This is a genomic window from Amycolatopsis sp. SID8362, assembly GCF_010550475.1.
In the GTDB taxonomy this organism is placed as follows: Bacteria; Actinomycetota; Actinomycetes; order Mycobacteriales; family Pseudonocardiaceae; genus Amycolatopsis; species Amycolatopsis eburnea.
In genome coordinates this window covers 1-22073 of record NZ_JAAGNB010000860.1, presented here as the reverse complement: position 1 = coordinate 22073, position 22073 = coordinate 1, and the positions used below count along the sequence as shown (strand labels likewise).

Below are 22073 nucleotides of genomic sequence, written 5' to 3'. Positions count from 1 at the left end.
CTCCCACCCCTCCAGCCGAATGTAACCGCCCGTGACCAGCGGCGACACGGCCAACCGGGTGTCGACGAGATCTCCGGTGGTCAGTACCCCCACCGCGTCGCAGGTGCTCGCCCTGCATACCGGGCGAGGCCGGGGGTGACCACCGCATCCGGCGGCCACCCCCGGCGACGTCATCGTCGAACTGTCACACGGCACGACCACGCCGCGTGAGCGACGACGGCCGCGGACGGGCCGGCGTGGTCGTCGGGCGGCCACGCCGCCGCGGCGGCCAGGATGGCCGGCGCGTACCGCCTCGCGCTTGGTTACCCGCGCGCCGGGAACCGTGGATTTTCTGCACCTGATTCTCCTTGATCTTCGTTTCCGTGTTTCCCGAGAAGGCCTTCTCACTGGCCAGGGCATCCTGACAGGCCGTCGAACGCACCGTTTCGGCGCGGCCGTGGGCCGAGCGTGGGTCGGCGTGCTGGCCGCCGGGGACGAAACAGTGAGAAGATCTCGTCCAGTGGCAGGCACTGCGATGACGCAGACGATAACTCGCCAATTGTCAAGAGAGATCAATGGAAATCAACCTTTTGGGCCCGCTCTGTGTACGCATCGATGGCCGCGAAGTCGTGATCACCTCTCAACGCGCGAAAGGTCTGTTGGCAGTTCTGATCATCGCTCCGAACCACCGGATGCGCCACCGCGATATCGAGGACCGGCTCTGGCCAGGGGAACGCGTTCCCTACCACCGCGTCCGGGACACCACTCGATCTCTTGACGACCGGCTGTCCGAGGTCAACGCCAAGAACGACAACCGTCAGTGCATGATCTCGCTCGGCGGCTGGGACGTCGACTACCTCCGGTTCACAAGGGGAATCACGGAAGCGAAGGGGCTCGAAGGGCACCGGCGCATGGCCAAGCTCAAGGAGGCGCTCACCGAGTGGCGGGCCGAACCGTTGGTGGACGCCGATCTCGAAAAGTTCGACCTGAGCCGGGAACGGGCGTTCCTGGACAGTCTCCGGCGCACGGCGACCATCGACCTCCTCGACGCGATGGCCGGTTGTGGCGAGCTTACCGCCTTTCGCACGACGATGCTCGATGCCGTCCGCCGATGGCCGCACGACGTTCCGCTGCTGACGCTCGTTTCTGACGTCCTCGCGGACACCGAGAGCGGGACGCGGGCTGGCGCCTTCCTGGCCGCGCACATCCGCGAGCACGGCGACCCGGATGACCGGCTGGCCGAGCTCCAGGCTCGGTTCGGCCCGCCCGCCACGGCGGCTCCGCCGCGGGCCCCGGTGCCACGGCAGCTTCCCGGTCACCATCGGCATCTGGTCGGACGCCGCGCGGAACTGCAGGCCCTCACGGACATCCTCGTGGAACCTGGTCCGGCGAACGCCGGGATCGCACTGGTCTCGGGAATGGCTGGCGTCGGCAAGACCGGGCTGGTGTGCTCGTGGGCGGCGAAGTTCGAGGACCGGTTCCCTGGCGGCACGCTGTACGCGGATCTGAACGGCTTCGGCTCACTTCGCCCGGAATCGACCGAGCAGATCCTGGCCAGGATGCTGGCCGATCTCGGCGCCGAACCGGCCACGACCACGCCCGATGGCCTGATCACCGCGTTCCGGTCCGCGACGGCCGGTCGTTCCGTGCTGGTCGTGCTGGACAACGCGCGCGATTCCGCGCAGGCCAGACCGCTGCTCCCCGGTACCGGGTGCCCGGTAGTCGTCACCAGCCGCAACCGCCTGGAAAGCTTGATCACCCGTGAAGGTGCTCAGCAGCTCACCGTACGGCCGCTCGAGCGGACCGAGGCGGTCACGATGCTGGCCGATTCCCTGGGCGAGGCCAGGATGCGACAGGCAGGTCATCTCGTGGGCGAGATCGCCGAGCTCGTCGGCGGGCTCCCGCTGGCGCTGGCGGTGGTCGCCGCGCGAGTCGCGACCCGTCCGGCCGACGCGGTCCGCACGATTCGCGACGCGTTGCGGAAGACCAAGACCAGGCTGGATACGCTTTCCTTCAAGAACGACACGGACCTGAACGTCCGAGTGGCCCTTTCGTACTCGCACGGCGGTCTGAGCGGGCCGGCTGCCGAGCTGTGGGCCTTGCTCGCGCTGCACCCGGGTCCGACGATCAGCCTGGCAGCGGCGGTGGATCTGGCGGCCCGCGACTGCGCCGGCGAGATCGAAGAACTCGTCGGCGCACATCTGCTGGACGAACGGGCTCACGAGCGGTACGCGATGCACGACCTCGTCCGCGACTACGGAACCGAATTGGCCGGCAGCCTGCCGCCCGGCCGTGCCGAGGAGGTCGGCTCGGCCGTGTTTGAGTTCCTCCTCCAGCACGTCTGGGCCTGCGACCAGGCTCTGGTCCCCGGCCGCGAACTGCCGATCCGGACGTCGGGCACGGTGGCCGCTCCGCGAACCGTCCGAGACGCGATGACGTGGCTGGACGCCGAATATCCGACCATCACCGCGGCGCTTCGGCAAGCGGCCGAAGCGCGGGCCGACCGGTACACCTGGCTCGTGGCGATGGCGTTGACGACGTACCTGTGGCGACGCAGCAAGTTCGCCGACGCCGACCGCTACCTCCGCGCGGCGGCCGATGCGGCCGAGCGCGTCGCCGGTCTACCCGACCGGGCGATGGTGTACCGCATGCTCGCCGGTTCCCGCTGGAACATGAAGGAATACGGGCTGGCCAAGGGCGCACAGCGGTGCGCGATCAGGCTGAGCGAGCAGGCCGGAGACGTGCGCGGGATCGCCTACGGGCACGTCGGGCTGGCCGCCTTGCACCTGGACCAGGACGAACACGCCCAAGCCCGCGCCGAGTACAGCGAAGCTCGCACCCTGTTCCGGCGGCTCGGCGACGAACTCGGCGAGGCGGATGCACTGAGCGGCCTCGCCCAGGTGGCGATGGCCGAAGGAGATCACGACCGGGCGGTCCGGGCTTGTTCGGACGCCAGTGATCGCTATGCGCAAGCTGGCGACGTCAACGGCCAAGCAGCCGTCCTCGTGGTTCTCGGCGAGGTCCACGAGGATCGCGGAGACCTGTCGCGTGCCGCGGCGACGTACGACCTCGCGATCGCCCGGTACCGATCGCTGACCCGACACAGCCACGAAGCACGCACTCTGGTCCGGCTCGCGGGTGTGCTGCGGCAAGACGGCCGCGCGGCCGACAGCACGCAAGCGCTGCTCGACGCGCGAACGCTCTACCGCGACCTCGGCGACGAAGCCGGCCTCGACCGGGTCGAGGAGCTGCTGACCGATGCATAGGCGTCATTCCGGTACTTGGCCAGCCAGTACCGCAGCACCGGATCGGGTTCTCGCCCGCGCCGCGGCGGTGCGGCCACGCCCGGGAGCAGGCCGGTCAGTTCCTCGGCGACCGCGTCCGCACTCGGCGGACGATCCCCTGGATCCCAGGCGATCATGCGCGACCCCACCGCGCGCAGTCCTGGAGCGAGCGCGTCGAGCGCGGGCCGGAGCTCTTCCCGGAACGGCGGTCCTGGAGCCGGTCGCCGCCCCGTGTCGTTCGGATAAGGAAGGTTCATGACTGCCAGTTTGAAGAGCACGCACCCCAGCGAGAACACGTCCGAAGCGATGGACGCCGCAGCGCCTCGGCCGATCTCGGGAGCCGTGTACCCGGGCGTGCCCGCCGGCCCGGCCTCCGCGCCCGGTTGCACCGCGCTGCCGAGATCGATGAGCCAGACCTGGCCGTCGGGATCGATGAGTGCGTTCTCCAGCTTGATGTCGCGGTGGACCCAGCCCTGCGCGTGCAACCGGCCGACAACGGCACAGAGCTGCACCACGATCGCCGCCGTCCGCAGGGACGAAACCGCCCCTTCACGCTCGGCGAAGCTCACGAGGTCGTGGCCACCGACGTCCGGCATGACGTAGTACGCGCGCCCGGCGTGGTCGCCGCTGCGCTGGGCCTGGATCAACCCGGGCACCGTGCTCAGCTTCTCGCCGGTGGACACCTCGTGGTGGATCTCGTCGAAGGATTCTCGGTACCAAGCGGTGCTTTCCAGGAACCGAGGCCGCTGGATCTTGAGCGCGAGCCGCTGTCCGGATTCGCCGTCCTCGACCCGGTAGACCTCACCCGAGGTCCCCTCCCCTAGCAATTCTCGCACCAGATAACGGTCGTCGATGAGCTCGCCCTGACGGAACACTCCGGAATACTCTCACGGAAGAAGGAAGAAATGACGACATGGCACCCCCCGGCCGGGGTGTCCGGTGATTCCGGCCTCATCAAGGTTTCGGTCGGCATGCTCGGACCGGCGCAGTACCGATGCCCCGCGCGGGACGCGCTGAACGCGCGGCCTCGGTATCGGGCCGACACGCCGGTGCCGCGCAAGCCCGAGGCACTGGTCGGCTTCGTGAACGGCCCGTTCATGAACGTTCTCGATCTCGTCGAGCGCCAAGGCGTCGCGGTGGACGATGCGCTCGCGAAGGTCTGCACGGACGAGGTGCACGATTCGGTCTGCCAGTGGACGAGGCACGCCGTCGAGGGATACCTGGACACCTTCCCTCCCGAAGCCGGCGGGCCGGTTCCCTGCCGGGGGCGGTGGGTTTACGAGACCGTGCTCTCCCAGCCCGACCAACGGGGTGCCAGGCAGTACCGGATCACCGTCTGGGGCCGGTGCTACCGCTCCGCGGACGGAAGATTGCGCGAGGTGCGGCTGCCGGCCAACCGGCTCGCAGGCCGGGCGAGGACCGACGCCGAGATCGCGGTGGCCGCGAAGGTCCTGGCGGCGGGCGGTCCGGACGCGCCTCCGGAGCACGTCACCATCCGGCAGTTCGGCATGCTAGAGGGTCAAGCCCGCACGTTGTTCGACGGCTCACGGCAGGCCGCCCTCGACCTCTACGACGTCTCCGGGCGGGCCGCACTGGCCCAGATCGTCGATGCCGGCGACCCGGTTGAGTACCGGCCGGGTGCCTCGTGTGCCGATTGTGCCTTCTCGGCGGTCTGCCCGGCATTGCCGCGTACACCGGGGCTACTCGGCGTGAACAACCGTCGGCGTCCCCGACGGAGCTGGTCGGCAACGTCGGCGCGGAACCACGCCGTCTGCCCGGCCCGGGATTACGGCCGGCGGCAGCGGCTCCCGGCCGATCAAGCCGTCGAGCGCGGGCCCGCGGCCGAGCGCGGCCGGGCCGTGCACCGCTACCTCGAGCGCCGGCACGACGGGACCACCACCCCGTGCGACACCCGGGTGCCCGAAGACTGGGTGCCACCCGAGTTCAGCCTGTCCGCGGCCGACCACCAACTCGGCAGCGTTCTCCTGCGCAACCACGCTGTGGTGTGCCCGGTACGCCACACGCGGAAGCCGGCGGACCTCCGGGTGGAACCCGGTCTGGTGTTCGAAGATCCCGAAGCCGACACCGTCGTCCTGGCCAAGCCCGACCTCCTGTACCACGACGGGTCCGCGTGGGTTTGGCGGGAAGTGAAGACGTCGGCTTCCCACCGCAGGGGGAAGCGGTCATGGCTCGAGCGGTACCCACAGCTGTCGCTGGCGACCGTGCTAGCGGCGCGCGACGATTTCGGGCTGGGGATCAGCCGCGTCGAGCTCGAAATACTCCGGCCGTCGGGTGCCGACCTGTACACGCTCGACCCCCGGACTCCCGAAGTGCGCCAGCAGGCCGAAACCGTGCTTCGCCAGTCGTTCCGCCCCTGGCAGGATGACGATCGGTTCCTCCCGGTCCCCGGCCCGCATTGCGCGGACTGCGAGATGGCCCGATGGTGCTCCGCGCGTGAGACGACGGACGAGGCGAAATGATCGACTGGACGTCGTTGCTCGACCAGCTGGCCCGTGGCGTGGCGGCACTGTCCGATCACAACAGTTCCGGAGCGCCGGTTCCGCCGTACCCCAGGGAAACGCAGTACGCGCTCGACCTGATCGTCCACGAGTGCCTGCGCCACGGGCTCACCCCGCCCGCGGGTGTTCCCGAACTGATCCAGTGGTGCACGAACCTCTCGGGGCAGCAGTGGCCGTTCCCGCCCGCGTTCCGGCTCGACGGCCTCGCACTGGTCACCTCGGTCCAGCGCACCCGGACGCGTGCATGCGCCGAGCTGGCAGGTCTGGCCAACGTCGCCGACGAGCTGCTGTCGGACGCCGTGGCGGACGCCCCCGACTCGGCCGCACGACGGCAGCTGCTGCGCTCTCAGGTGCTCGTGGGACCGGACACGCACCGCGAACTGCTGATGCGGAATCCGAAAGCGGCCTCGGCCTTCAGATTCGTCAAGGACCTGTACCGGCCTCCCTCCGACGAATGGGTCACCCACGGCAAGGTCGCCCTGTGCGGGTGCGGGCTGCCCGCCCGGCTCGACAGCCACGACGACCGGCTGACCGTGTGGTGCGAACGGGAGACCTGCCCGCCGGGCGCCGTGTCACAGCTCCTGCCGGCGGCGAAGGCGCTGCTGCTGCACCCGGCGCTCCGGCTCTTCCTCGCGCTTCCAGCGCAGTTGGAGGACAGGCTGAGGAACGGTCTGAACGCGGCGGGACAAGCCGGTCACCGGGATGAAGTCCGGTTCTCCGACGGCCGGGCGCGGCCCTTCCGATGCTACGACCGAGTCGTCCCGGTGGCGCTGGCCCGCGACGCTGTCGCTGGCGGCGTTGAAATCGCGGTCGTACCGGACGACTCGGCGATGGCCGACCCGGATGCCCGCTGGGCGTTCGCGGATGCGCTGCCGACCGGGACCACCATCGCCCTCATGACGGAAGGCGAGCTCATCGCACAGGCCCACCCGGCGGAAAGGACTCCCGATGCGTGACCCTGCACAGGTCCTGATGCCCGTCTTGGCCGAACTGGAAAAGCGCGGCCTGCGGCCGGACCAGGCGGCCCTGCTGTGCGACGTCGAACTCGGCCTGCTGCTGCACGAGCGGCTGAACCCGGCCGAGCCGGTGGGCGCGGCGTGGGTGTTGTTCTGCGGCATCCCTTACGCACGCGGTCGAGGCTTGGTGGCAGACGCCGCCGCGGCCACCTCCCTTCGTTCGGCACGCTTCACGCTCTGGACGTTGCGCCGGCGGACGGCTTGGCACGACGCACTGGACGCTTACCAGAAGCTCGACGAGAAGTTCCGAGCCTTCGACGTCCCGGGTACGACCGCCTTGGTCACCCGGCGACCGATCGCGGGAATCGCCGACGAGCGGTTCGACCACTACGACCGGTTGCTCGCCACAGCTCCGCCGTTCAAGGGCGGCCCGGCCACCTTCGCCGCCCGGGGACCACACCGCTTCCAGGCCGGCCGGACCACCGTTCGGGTGGACCTGCCCGACACCGCCCTGGACCGGCCGGAAGGTCACGACCTCGGCCTGCGCCCGGCGGGAGAGGGCAAGCCGATCGAGGTCGTCTGGCGTGAATTGATCGGCACGGCCAGGAGCATGGACGAGATCGAACCCCACGGCTGGGAACGCCGGATGCGGTCGGTCCGGCTCAGGACGCGGGGGAAGCTGTGCTTCCGTCCCGCGTCCCGGTTCACCATCGCGGGCATCGAGCACCTCCTCGGCATCGTGGGCGCGGGAAAGAGCACCCTTCGAGACGTCCTGACGGTGCACCTCGCCCGGCGCGGCCGCCGGGTCACCGTCGTGGTCGGAGACGTCGCTGAAGCCCTGGAGCTGGTCAGGCTCTACAACCGGTACACCGATGACCTGGCCGCCCCGATCCTGGGCGCGTCCGGCAAACAACGGCACGCCCAGCGGATGCACCGCAGGTTGGCCAGCCGGGGCGAAGCCAACGTGCTCGCCCACGACGATCCCGGGTTCGCCTACCTCAGCACCTCGTGCACGCTGAACGTGCACATCGGCGACCAGGACGACGTGCTCGCGTTCAACCAGGCACCGTGCACCCGGCTCCACCGCCGAACGGTCAGCCCCGAGGCCAAGCGGGAATGGTCGAACATGCCGGTGACCTGCCCGTACTGGGCGGCCTGCCCCCGGCACCGCGGCGCGCACGAGCTGGTCACGGCCACAATTTGGGTGTCGACGCCAGCCGGTCTGGTCGACGCGGCGGTGCCATGGCCGCAGAACGCCGAACGGATCCGCTACTTCGAGGCCGCTTGCCGGCGCAGCGACCTGGTCATCGTCGACGAAGCCGACCGGGTGCAGATGCAGCTCGACCGCATGTTCGCGCCGGCGGTCGCCCTGGTCGGCGGCTCCGATCGCCGGTCGCTGCTAGACGAGCTGAACACCCACAAGATCCGGGAGCTGTCCGAAGGTGCCCGTACCCAGCTGTCCGATCGCGACGTCGAAGACTGGACGGCAGCGGTCAACACGATCACGGCGGCGACCGACCGGCTGTATGCGATGCTGGTCGCCAGCCGCCCCCTCCGGGACTGGGTGCGCACCGGCTACTTCAGTGCATGGACGCTGCAGCTCCGGCTGATCGAGGAATACACGAAGGGCCTACCTGGTGCTGAAGAAGCACGCCGGCAGCTCACCGAGCGCTTGGACGACTTTCGCGACAACCCGTTCGGGGACCGCGCGCGGCCCGAGGTCCCCGAGCTGACCGTGCTCGTCAACGAGCTTCTCACTACCGGCCGCCAGCAGGCGACCCGGCGGAAGCTGAGCGAGTTCATGGTGAAGTTCTTCGACCTCTCGGCCGTGCTGGCCAGGCTGCAAGCGGCCTACGACGCCGAACAGGGGCAGCCGAAGTCCCGCAAGCGCGGCCGGAAGCCGGCTCCGCATCCGGACAGCTGGCTGGCCGAGAAGCGCGGCCAGTTCGAGTTCACGCTCCTGCTGTCGGCGCTGGAGCCGAAGCTCGCGCTCATGAACGCGATGTGGCCGCGGGTGGAGTCGGTCCTGAAACTCGCCTTCAACGACATGTACCGGCGCCCGCCCGACTACGGCCCGATCGTCCCCGAGGCACCGATGGGGAACGTGCTGGGCTTCCAGTTCATCATCGACGGGCCGCCTCGGCACGGAGTCCAAAGTGGCGAGCTGCGGTACTTCCGGTGCAGTGGCATCGGCCGTGAGCTGCTGCGCGCCATCCCTGGGCTGCCCGAAGTGGACGGACGACCCCGCACCAACCTGCTCTTGATGTCGGGCAGCAGCTGGGCCGGCAGCTCCAGCCGTTACCACGTCCCGGTGCCGGTCGGAGCCATCCTGTTGCCGGACCCGAAGCACGTCAAGGCCGTCGTCGACGGGACCGAGATGCGGCTCGAATTCCTCGACGGTGGCGACGGCCGGGAGCCGTTGACACTATCCGGCGCCGACCTGGACGAACGTCCGGACATCCTCCGCCGGATGGCGACTCGTCTCGGTGAAAAGGACGATGACGGAAGCCTCCTGGACCGGGAGCTGCGAGTCCTACCGGACGCCCGGCGGAAGATCCTCCTGCTGGTCGGAAGCTACGAAGAGGCCGCGTGGGTGGCCGACACCCTGCACACGTTGGATCCCCGGTGGAAGGGAAACGTGCTGCGACTGGTGTCGGACGACGATGAGGTCGTCACCGGAACCAACGAAGAGCACCACGCCCCCGTCCTGCGTCGCGGTGATGTCGGCACGCTCGACCAGACCGGCGCCCAGATCCTCGTGGCGCCGCTGCTCGCCGTCGAACGCGGGCACAACATTCTGAACGATAACAAGGTCGCCGCGATCGGCACCGTCTACTTCCTCGCCCGGCCGAACCCGCGGCCGGACGACCTGGGGCTCGCGGTCCACGCGGTTAACGACTGGCTGGTCCGCTTCGCCGACAGTCCCGAGTTCGCCACCCAGCTGCGTGCCGCGTCCGATGTGGACGAAGGCGCACTCGCGATCCGGGAGGAAGCGAGGCGGCGGTGGTACCGGGCCCTGTCGAGGTCACTCGCCTGGAGTCGCCTCGGAGCCGACCGCGACCCGGTGACCTGGGACCTGCTGGTGCTCGTCTGGCAGGTGATCGGCCGGCTGGTGCGCGGCGGAGTCCACGCTCGGGTCGTGTTCGTCGACGCCGCGTTCGCCCCCGAAACCGCCACGGGCAGACCAGCGGAGGAAACCCGCGAAACCAGCCTGCTGCACAACATTTACGCCGTGCTGACGCCCTACCTCACCCCTGGGTCGGCCGAGCCAGCTCACGACCGCTACATCGTCGACGCCCTCTACCGGCCGCTGTGGGCCGCTCTAGACCGTCTTCTCACGAACAGGAACCCGGAATGTACTCCTTGATCACCCCGTGCGCCTACGAACCGGACCCCGCCGCCGGCCCCTGGCTCGAGAACCTCCGCGTGCTGACCTTCGCCGAGCAGTGGCGCACCGAGCTGGCGGACCTGGCAGCGCTCGGCTGGCGCAGCCGGGAACCGTTCGCCGGGCTGCCGGTGCGCCGCCTCGACAGCCTCCTACGCGCCGTGGCCCCCGGAGTGCTCGCGACCGGCCGCGGCGCCACCGCCGACAGTTCTGTGCCGTGGCTCTACGCGCAGGAGCCGGTCCCCGTCGACGTCGTCCTGCCCGCGTTCTTGAGCTGGGTCATGGCGCTGCGGCCCGAGAGCGAGCACCAGACCGCCACCGAACGCGTGCTCGACGCGGTCCGACAGACCGAGCCGGTGTGGACTTCATGCGCAGTGGACCTGACCGGCACCGAAGTTTCACCCGGCGGAACCGCACTGCCGCACCACCGGCTGTACGCGCTCCTGCCGGAACTACTGGCCCTTCGCCTGGCCGAACGCCCGTACCGCGCGCAAGGAGCGGACACCGACACATGGTTCCGCGTGGTTAGCCTCGACCAAGGAGCCGAGCTGGTCGCATGGCCGCCGCAGAAGTTCCGGAAGCACGGACGTGACCACCACTACTCGGCACGGCTGCTGATCACGCTGCACACCGTGCCCTTCACCCCGTCGTTCCGCGTTCACGTGTCGTCGGGGATCCGCCGCTGGTCGACCCGTACCCCGATCCGGGTCCCCGCGGGCCGCGGCGCCACCGTGCTGTTCGACCTGCCGTTCCCCTGGCAGGAAGAGGCTGGGACCCGCCGTCTCCGGCTGGCCGGCAACGCCATGAAGTATTCGGTGCCCGACGGACGTCACACGTGGCGGCGGCACAGTCCGGTGGAGATCCTTGCCGACCTCGACATCGTCCGGCGCTACCCGAAACCCGAAGACGTCATCGCCACGCCCGAGAAGTGGCTCAACGGCCAAGACGGCCTCGCCGCAGGGGTGGTGCACAGCACCGCGATGGGCAAGCACGAGATCGCCACCGGACTGATGCCCGGGGAGCGAGCTCACCTCGACGACTGGGTCGCCGACGGGCTGCGACCCTGGCTGCGCCGGGTGCCGTCGCTGAGCCGCGCCTTCCCCGTCAACAAGCCGCAGCTGCTGCCGAAGGTGACGAAAACGGACACCGCACGCCGGGCCGAGGTCGAACTCCTGGCCGTGACAGCTCGGCGGGCCGCCTTGCGCGCCGCCACCGCCGGAGAACCACTCCACGTCGACGTCGTGACCATCCACCCGGGAACCCGCGAACACCTGCTGCGGCAACTGGCCTCGCTGATCGGAGTCGTCGACCTCGGTCAGGGCGACTTCCGCCGGTGGTCCGTCGACGGCATCGATATCGATCTCACCCTCTCCGACGCCGGCGCGCTCGGCAACGCGCTGAAGGCGCCGCCGGAGACCGAGGGCAAGGGTGCCCAGGCTGCCGAGGCAACGCGTGCCCGCCGGGCCGCGGTGGCCGCGCGGTTTCCCCGTCGTTCCGGGCGGGCGGGTTTGGCCCTGGTCGAGATCCCCGGTGAAGACCGGTTCATCGTGCCGGGCACGGACCCCAAGTTCGCATTGCGGCTCGGCTTCGCCGACACCGGACGGCTGACTCAGTTCATCACCGTCGCCGACGAGAATACGGCCGATCCGGCCATCCGAGCCGAAGCGGCGTGCCAGGACGGGTTGCGGCAGCTCGGCGCCATTTCGACCCCTGCACACCGAGCGGGTGCCGGCATCCCGGACGATCTCCAGTACGTCGCGTTGTGGGTCGCACGCAAGCAGGCCACCGCGCTAACGAAGCGCGCTGGCCGGCACCTCGTCGCGGTACGAATCCGGCCGTCCGACTCCGAACACCCCGTCCGTGGTTGGGACGACCGCGCGCAGAAATGGATCCCCTACCCCGATCTCCTCGTCTCTCTAGCTTCCGGTAGCGAACTGGCGACAGACAGCCCGCCGACCGGCCTTCGCGCCACTCCTACGGTCGAAGACCAGCGAGCCGACATCGAACGCCGAGTCCGCGCCATCCTCTTTCAGGTCCGGGACCGGCCGACCCTGCTGCTCGCGAACCCGGGCAACATGCGGGACTCCTGGCGGTGGCTGGGCAACCGGACATTAGTGAAGGACAAACTGGGCTTCGCCGATGAGCCCGACCAGCGAATCGGCGCCTTCGGTGAACACCTGCGGATCGTCCTCGTCCGGGACCGCAACAGCAGGGAAGAAGTACCGCAGTGGTACGCGCCGGGCAAGGACAACGACACACCTGGTTTCGGCGTCGGCCTGTGGGCCAGCCGGGACGCACCGGGTGACAGCCGGGTGTTCGCGAGCACGGCCGACGTGTCCGGCACTTCGAAGGTTCGGCGGGGTCTTCGCAAACTCGGCCGTGAGCCCGAAGCCGGCCCCATGCCCACGGTAGCGGCGTGGAACCCGCAGTTCTTGGAGCTCACCGTGCTCGGCTGCTGCCCGGTCGACGTCCCCGCAGCCTGGGCCGCAGTAGCTCACCAACTGAGGTTCCACGACGACTATGTGCCGCTGACCCGGCCGCTGCCCATGCACCTGGCGAAACTGGCCGACGAATATCTCAACCCGGTACCGGCAGAACCAGCCTCGTCGGAGTGATGGTCGTCCGGTTGATCGGGGGCTGGACGAGCGTCCGAAGCACGCCCACACGGGCCTGCGCTTGCTCCGCCATCCCACAGGCAACCGCGACCGCAAAGATCAACATCCCCAAGAACTTAGATTGAAGGTAGAGTAGCTCACATGAGGCTCCGGCCGAGCGAAACCGACGACGGGCTCCGTTGGATAGGAAACTTCCAATCAGAAGAACAACAGTACGCACGACTTCTACTTGACAGCCTGCATATTGTCTCGTCTGGCACATTTCGCGCAAGTCTCACACAGCTCTTGATTCAACAGATCCAAAAACAGCAAGAACCGATCGCGATGTACCCGATAAGGGCCCTACCTGAAGAAATCGAACCACCCATGACAGAACCGGAGTCCGATACAATCCCACTAACTCCAATAGAGTCCCCCTATCTTCCATTACCTGGCAGCGAGGGAACAATTGGTAATATTATTCGCGATGTCGTCAGAGCCGAGCCAAACAAAGTCTCATCCCCAACCTCCTTAGCCGATCTCCGAGAGAGCCAAACGCGCACAATCGTTTTAGTTGACGACTATAGCGGAAGCGGTGCGCGAGCACTTAAGTACCTAGACGCATGGCTGGCACACAGCAGCGTGCTGAGTTGGTACTCCTACAAATTGATTCGATTCCACGTAGTCATTGGAGCAGTCTCCGAGGCTGCCCGCGCACACCTGCGCAAGCACCCGCATATCGAGGGAATTCATTTCAATCAATCAGCTCGAGACTTCAGCACCGCCGGATGGACAGGTGTCGAACGAGAGAACATAGAACAACTATGCCGGAAATATGCCACCCGATCAACCTACAGGTTTGGGTTCCGCAAGGCTCGAGGCCTATTTTTGGTGCAGCACACCGTGCCAAACACGCTGCCCATGGTTCTTTGGCAGGAGAACAGAGCAGGCCAGCCAGACTGGCACCCGTTTTTTAGAGGACGCGTCTTTCCTTCGCATCTTCAATCAGAACTGATGGACTACAAGCTCTCGATACAGCCGGATGAGATAGCGCGGTCGCTCCACCAGTCACGCCTAAGTACCACCATTGAATACCAACCGAATCCAACAGTTCAACTTCATCTGTTAACACTGGCTGCGTGCGCTCGCGGCATTCGCGACAGCACTAGAATCGGATTAAAGCTTGGCATTTCCATAGTCGCAGCACAGGCCCATCTAGACACATGTCGCAACCTAGGCTTACTCGACAGTAGGGGAAGGTTGACAGACCCTGGACGAGCCGAACTGGCCAAGGCAAAGACTAGGCCAAATATACCCGAAATGGTGTTGCCAGAACACAAGGACTCATACTATCCTACACAACTGAGGGGGGTCGATGACTTCTAGTTATCCGGTATCGTTGATGCCGGGGCGGCCGGAACGGTCTTCCGTTTCGGGGCATACGTGCAGGCGACAGATTGCACTGTCGTCTCGATCAAACCCACGTTACGCCGAGTGGTGCAACGCGAAGCTCCGGGTCGATGTCTCCGGGTTCGCGTTGCACCATTCGCTCCGCTGAAGGGCCCCAAAGGTAGATGATCACCGACTCCCCTCATCTTTACCGTCGCAATGGAGTTATCAACTCAGTTCCTGAAGAAGTCCTATCCAACAGCCTCATGCAGGCCGGCAGAGTAGAACAATATGGTTTGGCGTCCATACTCACCCTGAAGCATCTGGCCGTTCAGGCTCGCAGCTCGTATGGATTCCTTCGAGGTATCGTTGAACGAAAGTTTGATCCTTATACTGACATTAAAATTAAGCGAACAAATGGTCGCATAATGCGCCCAGTATCCTCCCCCTCGCCAGGTTTGATGCCGATTCAGCGCTGGATATTAGCCCACATAGTTAGTCGACTGGGAACGCATCCGAATAGTTTTGCATATACACGAAATAAGTCCATTAAGTCTTGCGCGTCAAAACATTTGGGGGCGAATTGGCTTGTAAGGCTAGACGTTCAGAACTTCTTTGAAAGTATTGATGAGTCCAGCGTCTACAGAGTATTCGCTGAGGCCGGGTATCAACCTTTGGCAGCCTTTGAGCTGGCTCGGATTTGCACTCGGTACGCACCTCACGCCCACCACGTTGATGCGGAGCGCTTCAGATCCAAGTCGCACTACGCCACAATACGGCAGTATAATATGCCGTACATGGGCTTCGTACCACAGGGCGCACCGACCAGTGGAGCCTTAGCAAACCTAGTAGCTAAAGATCTCGATCTGACACTAACGCAAGTCGCCGAAAAATACGGCGCCGCCTACACCAGATACTCGGACGACATGACTTTTTCGTCGACCTCCAAATTCACTAGATCCAAAGCGCTGAGCCTTATCGAAGAATCGCGAACCGCATTGTTCATGAACGGATTTAGACTACACGACAAAAAGACTCAGATACAGCCGCCAGGGGCCCGCAAAACCATCCTTGGGTTACTAGTTGATGGCGACTCGGTGCATCTAAATAAGCGAATTCGATCGCGAATTGAGAACCATGTTCGCGGTGCCGAGAAGTTCGGATTAAGGTCGCACTATTCACATGTAAATTTTGCCTCACTGGAGGGTTTCGTGAACCATGTAAGCGGCCTAATTGCGTTCTGGTTGGACATTGACCCAGAGAATTCACAAGACATCCAAAAGCGGTGGAAAGAGACTCTCCGACGTGACGGCTGGCACCAAGTTGACTACTGGCGGATGTGACACTTTAGCGAACTCTAGCAGCATTCCTGACAGCTGATCATGACTAATGCAGATGAAGTTGAGTCATTCCAGCTCATCAAGTGTCCGTTAGCAGACCATAGGCGCGTAGCCTGTTCCACAGCAGCGCTCGCATGGCAAAGTGGAGCAACGGCGTCGAACGCCCGCCTTGCCGTATTCGCCTGCCACAAGTGGTTTCGCCACGTTCAGCGCAAGCGTGACTGCGTTGGTAGAGATCAACAGCCGGCGCACTGGACGTAGCACATCAGGCGTCGCGACGGTGAGGGCCAGATGCCTGATGCCTAGCAGAAGTCCGAGGAGCGAGAGGTTGACCGCGGGCGCAACGAGCGGCGCCCCAAACCGGCACGCCCAGGCCAAGGGCGAGGCTGAGAACGTTGCCAAAGCCGAAAAGGAACGTCAGCCCAACCACCGCCCCCATGATCATCAATACAGCTCGGACGACGGTCGCCGAAGGGACAGTGAGCCGCGGGCAGGAACGGTCATCATGGTCGCCCATCTTCACCGTCGAGCCGGAGACTGTCCTCAACGACCGACGCCTCGACGGAAGCCCCTCGCCCAGTGGCCTGGCCGCGTGAACGAAGCCCTGCCGGAGGCCCCAACCGCCCATCCCCGCTCACCGCGCACTCCTCCGCGGCCGGCGCTCCATGACCAACCGTACGTCGACCTGGATCAGCAGGCCGTCTGACAGGGCGATTGGTGTGATTGCCGCCGGAATCTCACCGGGGGCACGAACAGCAACCTCACAAGGCCGCCCGCTGGGCGTTCCTTGCGAGAGCATCTCCTCGGTGATCCTTTCCGCCGCGCCGGAGACCTCCGGCAGCTGATCTTCGGGAAGTGTGATCTCCAGTGTCGCACGGTCACCGTGGGCGTCAATCCGGATGGTCAGCTGGGTGACCTCGAACAGCGTCCGAAGCAGGTCCTCCGGTGCCGTCGCCAGGTTCAGCGCCAGGTACGGCAGGGCATCGATCAGCCCCACGTCGGCGGCCGTCGGCCCATCGGGTCCCGCAGCGCCGGACTGCCTGAGCTCGGCCAGCGCACTCGCGAGTTCCGTCCGCTGCTTCTCCAGGTCGTTGTAGCGGCCCCTCAGCGCCTTCGTGAACGGGTCGTCAGGGTCGCCGTCGGCAGCCTGCTGCAGGATCGAGTCCTGCCTCTTCGCGAGATCTCCGAGGGCCTTGCCGAGCCGCTGGACTTCGGCCTCGCGATCGCGGGCGGCCTGGTCGTCCACGCCGGCCAGCTCGCTCTCGAGAATCGTGCGGCGATCCGAGCCGAACACCCGGTCGGCGAAGAACCGGGAGACGGCGTCGAGGAGAGCGTCCTCCCTGAAGTACAGGGCCTTCTCGTGGCCGAGGTACTTGTCCGGACGCCCTCGGTTCGTGTTGCTCGGCCGGCAGAGGTAGTAGGACCTGCCGTGCCGTGGAACGCCGATCATCCGCCTCCCACACGAGCAGAACACCATCCCGCGGAACAGGTAGGTCCGCTTGGTCTGCGGGTGGACGTTGCGCTCGCCGCCGGTTCGGGAGCCCTTCTTGGCCTGCCTGCGTGCGGCGAGCTCGTCGTACATCCACTTCGGGATCAGCGGCTCGTGGGCGGGTTCGAGGGACCAGACCCACTTCACGGGATCGTTGACCTTGCCACGGCGCGAGCGGGTCGCCCTCCGGTTGTAGACCTGGTACCCGGTGTACTTCGGGTTGCGGAGGATGTCGTAAACACTGGACCTGCTCCAGACGCCCCGTGCGCGCACCGCGCCCGGCGGTACTGGCGGCCGATGCTTCTCGAGATCGAGGTTGAGCAGGTTCGCGATGGCATCCCTCCCCAGGTGGTCGTAGTACGCCCAGGAAGCGATTTGAGTGACCGTCTGGCCGCATGGTCCGTCGGGCTCGAGCCGCGTCTTGGTCAACCCTTTCGCGGCTTTGGCCGGGTTCGGGTGCCGGAACGTCTTGGCCTTGTAGCCGTAGCAGGGCTTGCCGATGTTCCAGCCCTCGCGCACGTGGGTGCAGAGCCCGCCCCACGACTGCTCCAGCGCGTTCAGGACCTCGTACTCGGCAACGGACTGGTTGGTACGGCGCTGCAGGATCCTCTGGGCCCGGCTCCCCCACAGTCATGGTGCACTACCCGGACCAAGGCAACCAGCACCGGTACGGGGCCCTCGACGTCACGTCGGACTGAGGAGCAAGTAGGGCCGTTTGCCGGCGACATCCAGGCCCAGTGCGCCATTGCACACCGCGCGTCAGCCGTCGGCGAGACGCTGGATCGTGGCGCCCAGCCAGGCCTCGAGTTCGGCGGGGTCGCCGAGTTCGGCACGCAGTACGCGGCGGCGGGTCGAGACCCCGAGCACGAAGGCGTCGATCGCCGCGGCCCGGTTGCGGGCGTCCGCGTCGTCCAGGCCGCTGTCGCGCAGGTAGCGGTGCAAGGGCTCCAGCGAGTTCGTGTCGAGGAACGCGGCCAAGGCCTCCGCCGCCTCCGGGCGTTCCCCGGACGCGCGCTGCAGCACGAGCAGCGGATCCTCCCCCGCCTCGCCGAACCAGCGTCGGACGATGCTCGCCGCGAGACGCGAACCCAGCGTCGCGCGGTCACCTTCGAAGGAGTCCGATACCGGGATCTCCACCCGGGCCGCCGCCAGGAAAAGCCCGTCCTTGCCGCCGAAATAGCGCGTGATGAGGTTGGGCGACACGCCGGCCGCGTCGGCCACGCCCTTGACCGTGCACGCCGCGTACCCGTGCCGGGCGAACTGACGCTGCGCGTGCTCCAGGATGCGCCGGCGGGTGGCGGCCGAGTCTCGGGAAGGCATGTGTACAAGCATACACATCATGTGTACGGTGATACACATGAGCGACGAGATCCGAGACCGGCTCAAGCGGACACGGCAGGTCACGACCCCGTGGCATGACGACCGAACGCGCGGCTTCAGCGGTACCCGCCTCGACGCTCTGCTCGAACGCTGGGCGAACGGATACGACTGGGAGGCGCACGAACGCCGCATCCGCGAGTTCCCGTGGGTGACGGTGCCGGCAGGCGGCACCGAACTGCGGGTGATCCACCAGCGGTCCGCGGATCCCGGCGCCCCGGTGGTCGTGCTGCTGCACGGCTGGCCCGACTCGGTACTGCGTTTCGAGCGCGTCCTGCCTCTGCTCACGGACCTGCACGTGGTGGTTCCCGCACTGCCGGGTTTCCCGTTCGCGGCCCCGCTCACCGCGCCGGGCATGTCGGCCAACCGGATCGCCGAAAGCCTCGCGGACGCTCTCGATCAGCTCGGCTACTCGCGCTACACGCTCTCCGGTGGCGACGTGGGCGGTACCGTCGCGGAGATTCTCGCGGGCCGCCACCCGGATCGCGTGACCGCCCTGCACCTGACGAACGTCGCCCCGCAGCGGGCACTCACAGCGGACCCCACGAAGCTCGCACCCGACGCGGCGGCCTACCTCGGCCGGGCGGCGCAGTGGTTCCGGACCGAGGGCGGGTACATCGCGGAGCAGTCCACGCGGCCGAACACGCTCGCCGTCGCCCTCGGCGACTCACCCGCCGGCCTGGCAGCGTGGATCGTCGAGAAACTCCAGTCCTGGTCCGGCGAATCCGCTTTCACGGCGGACGAGCTCCTCACCTGGGTCACCGCCTACTGGGTCACCGGCACGATCGGCACCTCCTTCGCCACCTACACCGAGCCGGCCACCCTCCCCGAACGGATCGGCACGCCAACGGTCCTGTCGGTGTTCCCGCGCGACACCAAACCGGAACCGCGAAGCTACGCCGAAGCGTTCCTGAACGTCCGCGAATACGTGAAACACTCCGCAGGCGGCCATTTCGCGGCCTGGGAACAGCCGGAGGCCTATATCGGTGACCTGCGCCGGGCAGTCGATCTGGCCGCCTGAACCGGAACGCACGAGGGCTCCAGCCGGAGTTGCCGGCCGCGCCACCATCGGGTGATGTTCCACCGAGCCGGCGGACATAACCGAGACGTAGCACCGCTGTAATGAATCGTCACTACGGTCCCCGGGACATGTCGATCGGGCAGATGACGGATCCGGTGGCGCTTCCGCGGGATGAACAGGTGCTCCCGGAAACGGAAGCGGAGCAGGTGAACGCGCGAGGACGGTGGCTGCCCGTCTTCGGGGCGGTGCTGGGCGCCGCGCTTTTCCTGGTGGTGCGCGGCAGTCTCACCGACGACGCTTACATCACGCTCGCCTACGCGAAGAACCTCGCCGTGCACGGCGAATGGGGCATCATCCCCGGCTCTCCCGCGAACTCCGCGACGTCACCGCTGAACGTCCTGCTCCTCGCCGCGCTCACCTTGGTGACCCGGGTGGCCGGTGACCCGCACCCGGTCGTCGCGCTCGGGATCCTGACGGTCCTGTGCGGCAGCGCGCTCGGCTGGGCCTGGCAGCTCATCGGGCGGAAGCTGGCGCTGCCGCCCGCGGCCGGGGTACTCGGCGTCACACTGGTCCTGGTCAACCCCTTCGTGTTGTCCGCCATCGGTCTCGAAGTCCTCTTGATCCCCGCCGTCCTGCTGGTGCTGACGGTCTTCGCGCTCGAAGGCCGTCCGATCCTGTTCGGCGTCACCGCCGGGCTCACCGTCCTCACCCGGCTCGACCTCGTCGTGTTCGTCGTGGTGATCGCGCTCAGCACGCCCGCGATCCGGCGGCGGCTGCTGCCGGCCGCCGGTTTCGCCGTGCTGACGGCCGCGCCGTGGTTCGTCTTCAGCTGGGTCGCCTTCGGCTCGTTCGTGCCCGACACGCTCGCCATCAAGCAAACACAGGTGGGCCTGTTCGCGCCGTGGACCTACAGCACCGGGCCGATGATGTACTACCTCGGCTACCCGGTCACCGTGCTCGTGTCGTTCGGCCCGGCGCTGCTCGGCGTGGTCGCGCTCGCCGGGTGGGCCGCGGCGCGGTTCTCGGTGCGCTGGCCGGAGTTCCCCGCGCTCGGCCCGGTCGCGGCGCTGGGTGCCGGCGGGATCCTCTACTTCGTCGCCTATTCGTTCATCGGCGTCGGCCCGTTCCATTGGTACTACGTGGCTCCGACGACGACGGTGGGCAGTTTCGCCGTCGTCGCGTTCGGTGCCTGGTTCGGGCAGGCACGCGCGCGGACGGCGCTGCGCACCGGTCCCCCGCTGCTGGCCCTCGGGCTGACCGGGCTGCTGGTGCTGAGCGCGGCGGCCGTCGACGCCGCGCAGGGCGTGCCGTGGAAGTCGCCGGTCATCTTCGGGAACTGGGCCAGCGCGCAGGACTACGCGCGGGTCGGCAAGGAACTGGGCACGCGGCTCGGCGGCGCGAGCGTGGCCAGCCCCGGGGAGATCGGCACCCTCGCGTACTACTGCGAGTGCGCCATCATCGACGAGTTCTCCGACCGCGGCCATGCCAGGGAACTGGTCGAGCAGCGGATCGCGACGGCGAACCCGCTGATGAGCCTCGCGCTACGGGTGAACTACCACTGGCTGGACCGCTCGATCACCCCGCGCAAACCGGACTACCGGCTGCGGTACGGCTCAGGGCCGGCGACCGGGCCCGACAGCTGGCAGGTGCGGTCCGCGGCCAAGGGCGTCGGCCACTTCACCCTCACCCGCGAACCGTGACCGTGGCACAGCGGCGGGACCGCACGACAGGAGCGATCGCGGCCCCGGAGTCCCGGCCGCGGCGCTGGGTGCTGCCCGGCGCCGTCGCCGTGGTGTCCGCGCTCGTCTTCGCGGTGGTGCGACCGCACCTCGTCGACGACACGTTCATCACGCTGGCCTACGCGCGCAACCTCGCCTTCCACGGGCACTGGGGCCTGATCGCGGCCGAGACGTCGAACACCGCGACGTCACCGCTGAACGTCTTGCTCCTCGCCGCACTGACCCTCGTCCTGCGCGACGCGGTCCTCGCCGCCGGCGCGCTGTTCGTGCTCTGCCAGGTCGCCTTGGCCCTCGCGCTGCGCCGGGCCGGCGACCGCGCGGGGCTGCCGGCCTGGTTCGCACCGGCCGCCGTCGCCCTGCTGACGGTGAACCCGCTGCTGCTGTCGTCGATCGGGCTCGAGGTCGAGCTCGGCGCGGCCGGCATCGCCTGGCTGCTGGTCTTCGCGGGGGAACGGCGGCCGGTGGCCCTCGGCGTCCTGACCGGGCTGCTCGCCCTCGTCCGGCTCGATCTGGTCGTGGTCGCGCTGGTGCTCTTCGCGCTGCGGCGCCGGTTCTGGGAGAAGGCGTGGCAGTCGGTGCTCGCCGCGGCGGCGGTCGCGCTCCCCTGGTTCGCCTTCAGCTGGGTGGCGCTCGGGTCGGCGGTGCCGGACACGGTGATCATCAAAACCCTGCAGAAGTCGTGGGGGCAGTGGGACTTCGGCAACGGACCCGGGCTCTACGCCGAGGTCTTCCCGTGGGCGACGATCGCGTCCTTCCTCCCGGCCGCGCTCGCCCTGCTCGCCTTCGCGCTCTGCATGGCGGACGCGGCCCGGGGCGGCCCGCTGTGGGCCCGGGTGCGGCCGTTCGTCCCGCTGGTGCCCGCCGGGATCGCGCACTACCTGGCCTACACGCGGCTGCACGTGCCGCCGTACCACTGGTACTACGGGCCGAGCCTGGTCGCGGCGACGCTCTTCCTCGCGGCCGCCGCGACGGCCGCGGTCCGCGTGCCGGCCCGGGTCGCG

The 22073-nt window shown here is 67.4% G+C and carries 12 protein-coding genes and 1 pseudogene; 9 read left to right on the top strand and 4 right to left on the bottom strand.

All coding sequences use genetic code 11. From position 1 onward, the window contains the following. The first annotated feature begins 671 nt into the window (after nt 1-671). A complete protein-coding gene (locus G3I65_RS26555) occupies nt 672-3245 on the top strand; it encodes a tetratricopeptide repeat protein (RefSeq protein WP_160698522.1) in 2574 nt (857 codons plus the stop codon). Here G3I65_RS26555 and G3I65_RS26550 read toward each other — a convergent pair. After that, nucleotides 3182-4099, bottom strand: coding sequence for a serine/threonine-protein kinase (locus G3I65_RS26550; RefSeq protein WP_160698521.1), 918 nt, complete (start codon nt 4097-4099; stop codon nt 3182-3184). The two genes, G3I65_RS26555 and G3I65_RS26550, sit on opposite strands and share 64 nt — an antisense overlap. A 69-nt stretch (nt 4100-4168) precedes the next feature. On the opposite strand from G3I65_RS26550, the gene G3I65_RS26545 reads away from it, so the two are divergent. The 5 genes from G3I65_RS26545 to G3I65_RS59090 all read left to right on the top strand — a co-directional run bounded on the left by G3I65_RS26545 (nt 4169) and on the right by G3I65_RS59090 (nt 15449). Further along, nucleotides 4169-5743 (top strand): PD-(D/E)XK nuclease family protein, encoded by a 1575-nt coding sequence (locus G3I65_RS26545; RefSeq protein ID WP_160698520.1) that lies wholly within the window; start codon nt 4169-4171, stop codon nt 5741-5743. Continuing rightward, entirely contained in the window at nt 5740-6738 is a 999-nt protein-coding gene (locus tag G3I65_RS26540; protein ID WP_160698519.1) for a hypothetical protein, read from the top strand. The genes G3I65_RS26545 and G3I65_RS26540 overlap by 4 nt, the downstream gene beginning before the upstream one ends. Then, complete coding sequence (locus G3I65_RS26535) at nt 6731-10105, top strand: hypothetical protein (protein WP_160698518.1); 3375 nt, start codon at nt 6731-6733, stop codon at nt 10103-10105. Before G3I65_RS26540 ends, G3I65_RS26535 begins: the two co-directional genes overlap by 8 nt. Next, complete coding sequence (locus tag G3I65_RS26530) at nt 10093-12738, top strand: pPIWI_RE module domain-containing protein (protein ID WP_160698517.1); 2646 nt, start codon at nt 10093-10095, stop codon at nt 12736-12738. The genes G3I65_RS26535 and G3I65_RS26530 overlap by 13 nt, the downstream gene beginning before the upstream one ends. 1553 nt (nt 12739-14291) lie before the next feature. Then, the gene (locus tag G3I65_RS59090) at nt 14292-15449 is read left to right on the top strand and encodes a reverse transcriptase family protein (RefSeq protein WP_160698516.1); all 1158 of its coding nucleotides are present in this window, start codon (nt 14292-14294) and stop codon (nt 15447-15449) included. A gap of 137 nt (nt 15450-15586) precedes the next feature. On the opposite strand, the pseudogene G3I65_RS57545 reads toward G3I65_RS59090, so the two are convergent. The 3 genes and pseudogenes from G3I65_RS57545 to G3I65_RS26515 all read right to left on the bottom strand — a co-directional run. Continuing rightward, nucleotides 15587-15891: pseudogene (locus G3I65_RS57545) on the bottom strand (hypothetical protein); the annotation flags it as partial. A 189-nt stretch (nt 15892-16080) separates the two neighbouring features. Beyond that, nucleotides 16081-17454: a recombinase family protein gene (locus tag G3I65_RS26520; RefSeq protein ID WP_309235712.1), complete on the bottom strand. Its 1374-nt coding sequence runs from the start codon at nt 17452-17454 to the stop codon at nt 16081-16083. 240 nt (nt 17455-17694) lie between these two features. Then, nucleotides 17695-18255, bottom strand: coding sequence for a TetR/AcrR family transcriptional regulator (locus G3I65_RS26515; RefSeq protein WP_160698515.1), 561 nt, complete (start codon nt 18253-18255; stop codon nt 17695-17697). Between G3I65_RS26515 and G3I65_RS26510 the strand changes: the two genes are divergently transcribed. The 3 genes from G3I65_RS26510 to G3I65_RS26500 all read left to right on the top strand — a co-directional run. Continuing rightward, complete coding sequence (locus G3I65_RS26510; RefSeq protein WP_239071459.1) at nt 18218-19333, top strand: epoxide hydrolase family protein; 1116 nt, start codon at nt 18218-18220, stop codon at nt 19331-19333. The two genes, G3I65_RS26515 and G3I65_RS26510, sit on opposite strands and share 38 nt — an antisense overlap. Before the next feature lie 179 nt (nt 19334-19512). Further along, entirely contained in the window at nt 19513-21033 is a 1521-nt protein-coding gene (locus tag G3I65_RS26505) for a hypothetical protein (RefSeq protein WP_309235711.1), read from the top strand. A gap of 2 nt (nt 21034-21035) precedes the next feature. After that, nucleotides 21036-22073, top strand: a 1038-nt coding sequence (locus G3I65_RS26500; RefSeq protein WP_309235714.1) for a hypothetical protein, incomplete at its 3' end; no start/stop codon positions are given.

Excerpts from the sequence above, each read along its gene's own strand:
- G3I65_RS26530 (WP_160698517.1), top strand. The coding sequence starts at position 10,093 with ATGTACTCCTTGATCACCCCGTGCGCCTACGAACCGGACCCCGCCGCC.
- G3I65_RS26535 (WP_160698518.1), top strand. The coding sequence starts at position 6,731 with ATGCGTGACCCTGCACAGGTCCTGATGCCCGTCTTGGCCGAACTGGAA.
- G3I65_RS26545 (WP_160698520.1), top strand. The coding sequence starts at position 4,169 with ATGACGACATGGCACCCCCCGGCCGGGGTGTCCGGTGATTCCGGCCTC.
- G3I65_RS59090 (WP_160698516.1), top strand. The coding sequence starts at position 14,292 with ATGATCACCGACTCCCCTCATCTTTACCGTCGCAATGGAGTTATCAAC.
- G3I65_RS26555 (WP_160698522.1), top strand. The coding sequence starts at position 672 with ATGCGCCACCGCGATATCGAGGACCGGCTCTGGCCAGGGGAACGCGTT.
- G3I65_RS26515 (WP_160698515.1), bottom strand. The coding sequence starts at position 18,255 with ATGCCTTCCCGAGACTCGGCCGCCACCCGCCGGCGCATCCTGGAGCAC.
- G3I65_RS26540 (WP_160698519.1), top strand. The coding sequence starts at position 5,740 with ATGATCGACTGGACGTCGTTGCTCGACCAGCTGGCCCGTGGCGTGGCG.
- G3I65_RS26510 (WP_239071459.1), top strand. The coding sequence starts at position 18,218 with ATGCGCCGGCGGGTGGCGGCCGAGTCTCGGGAAGGCATGTGTACAAGC.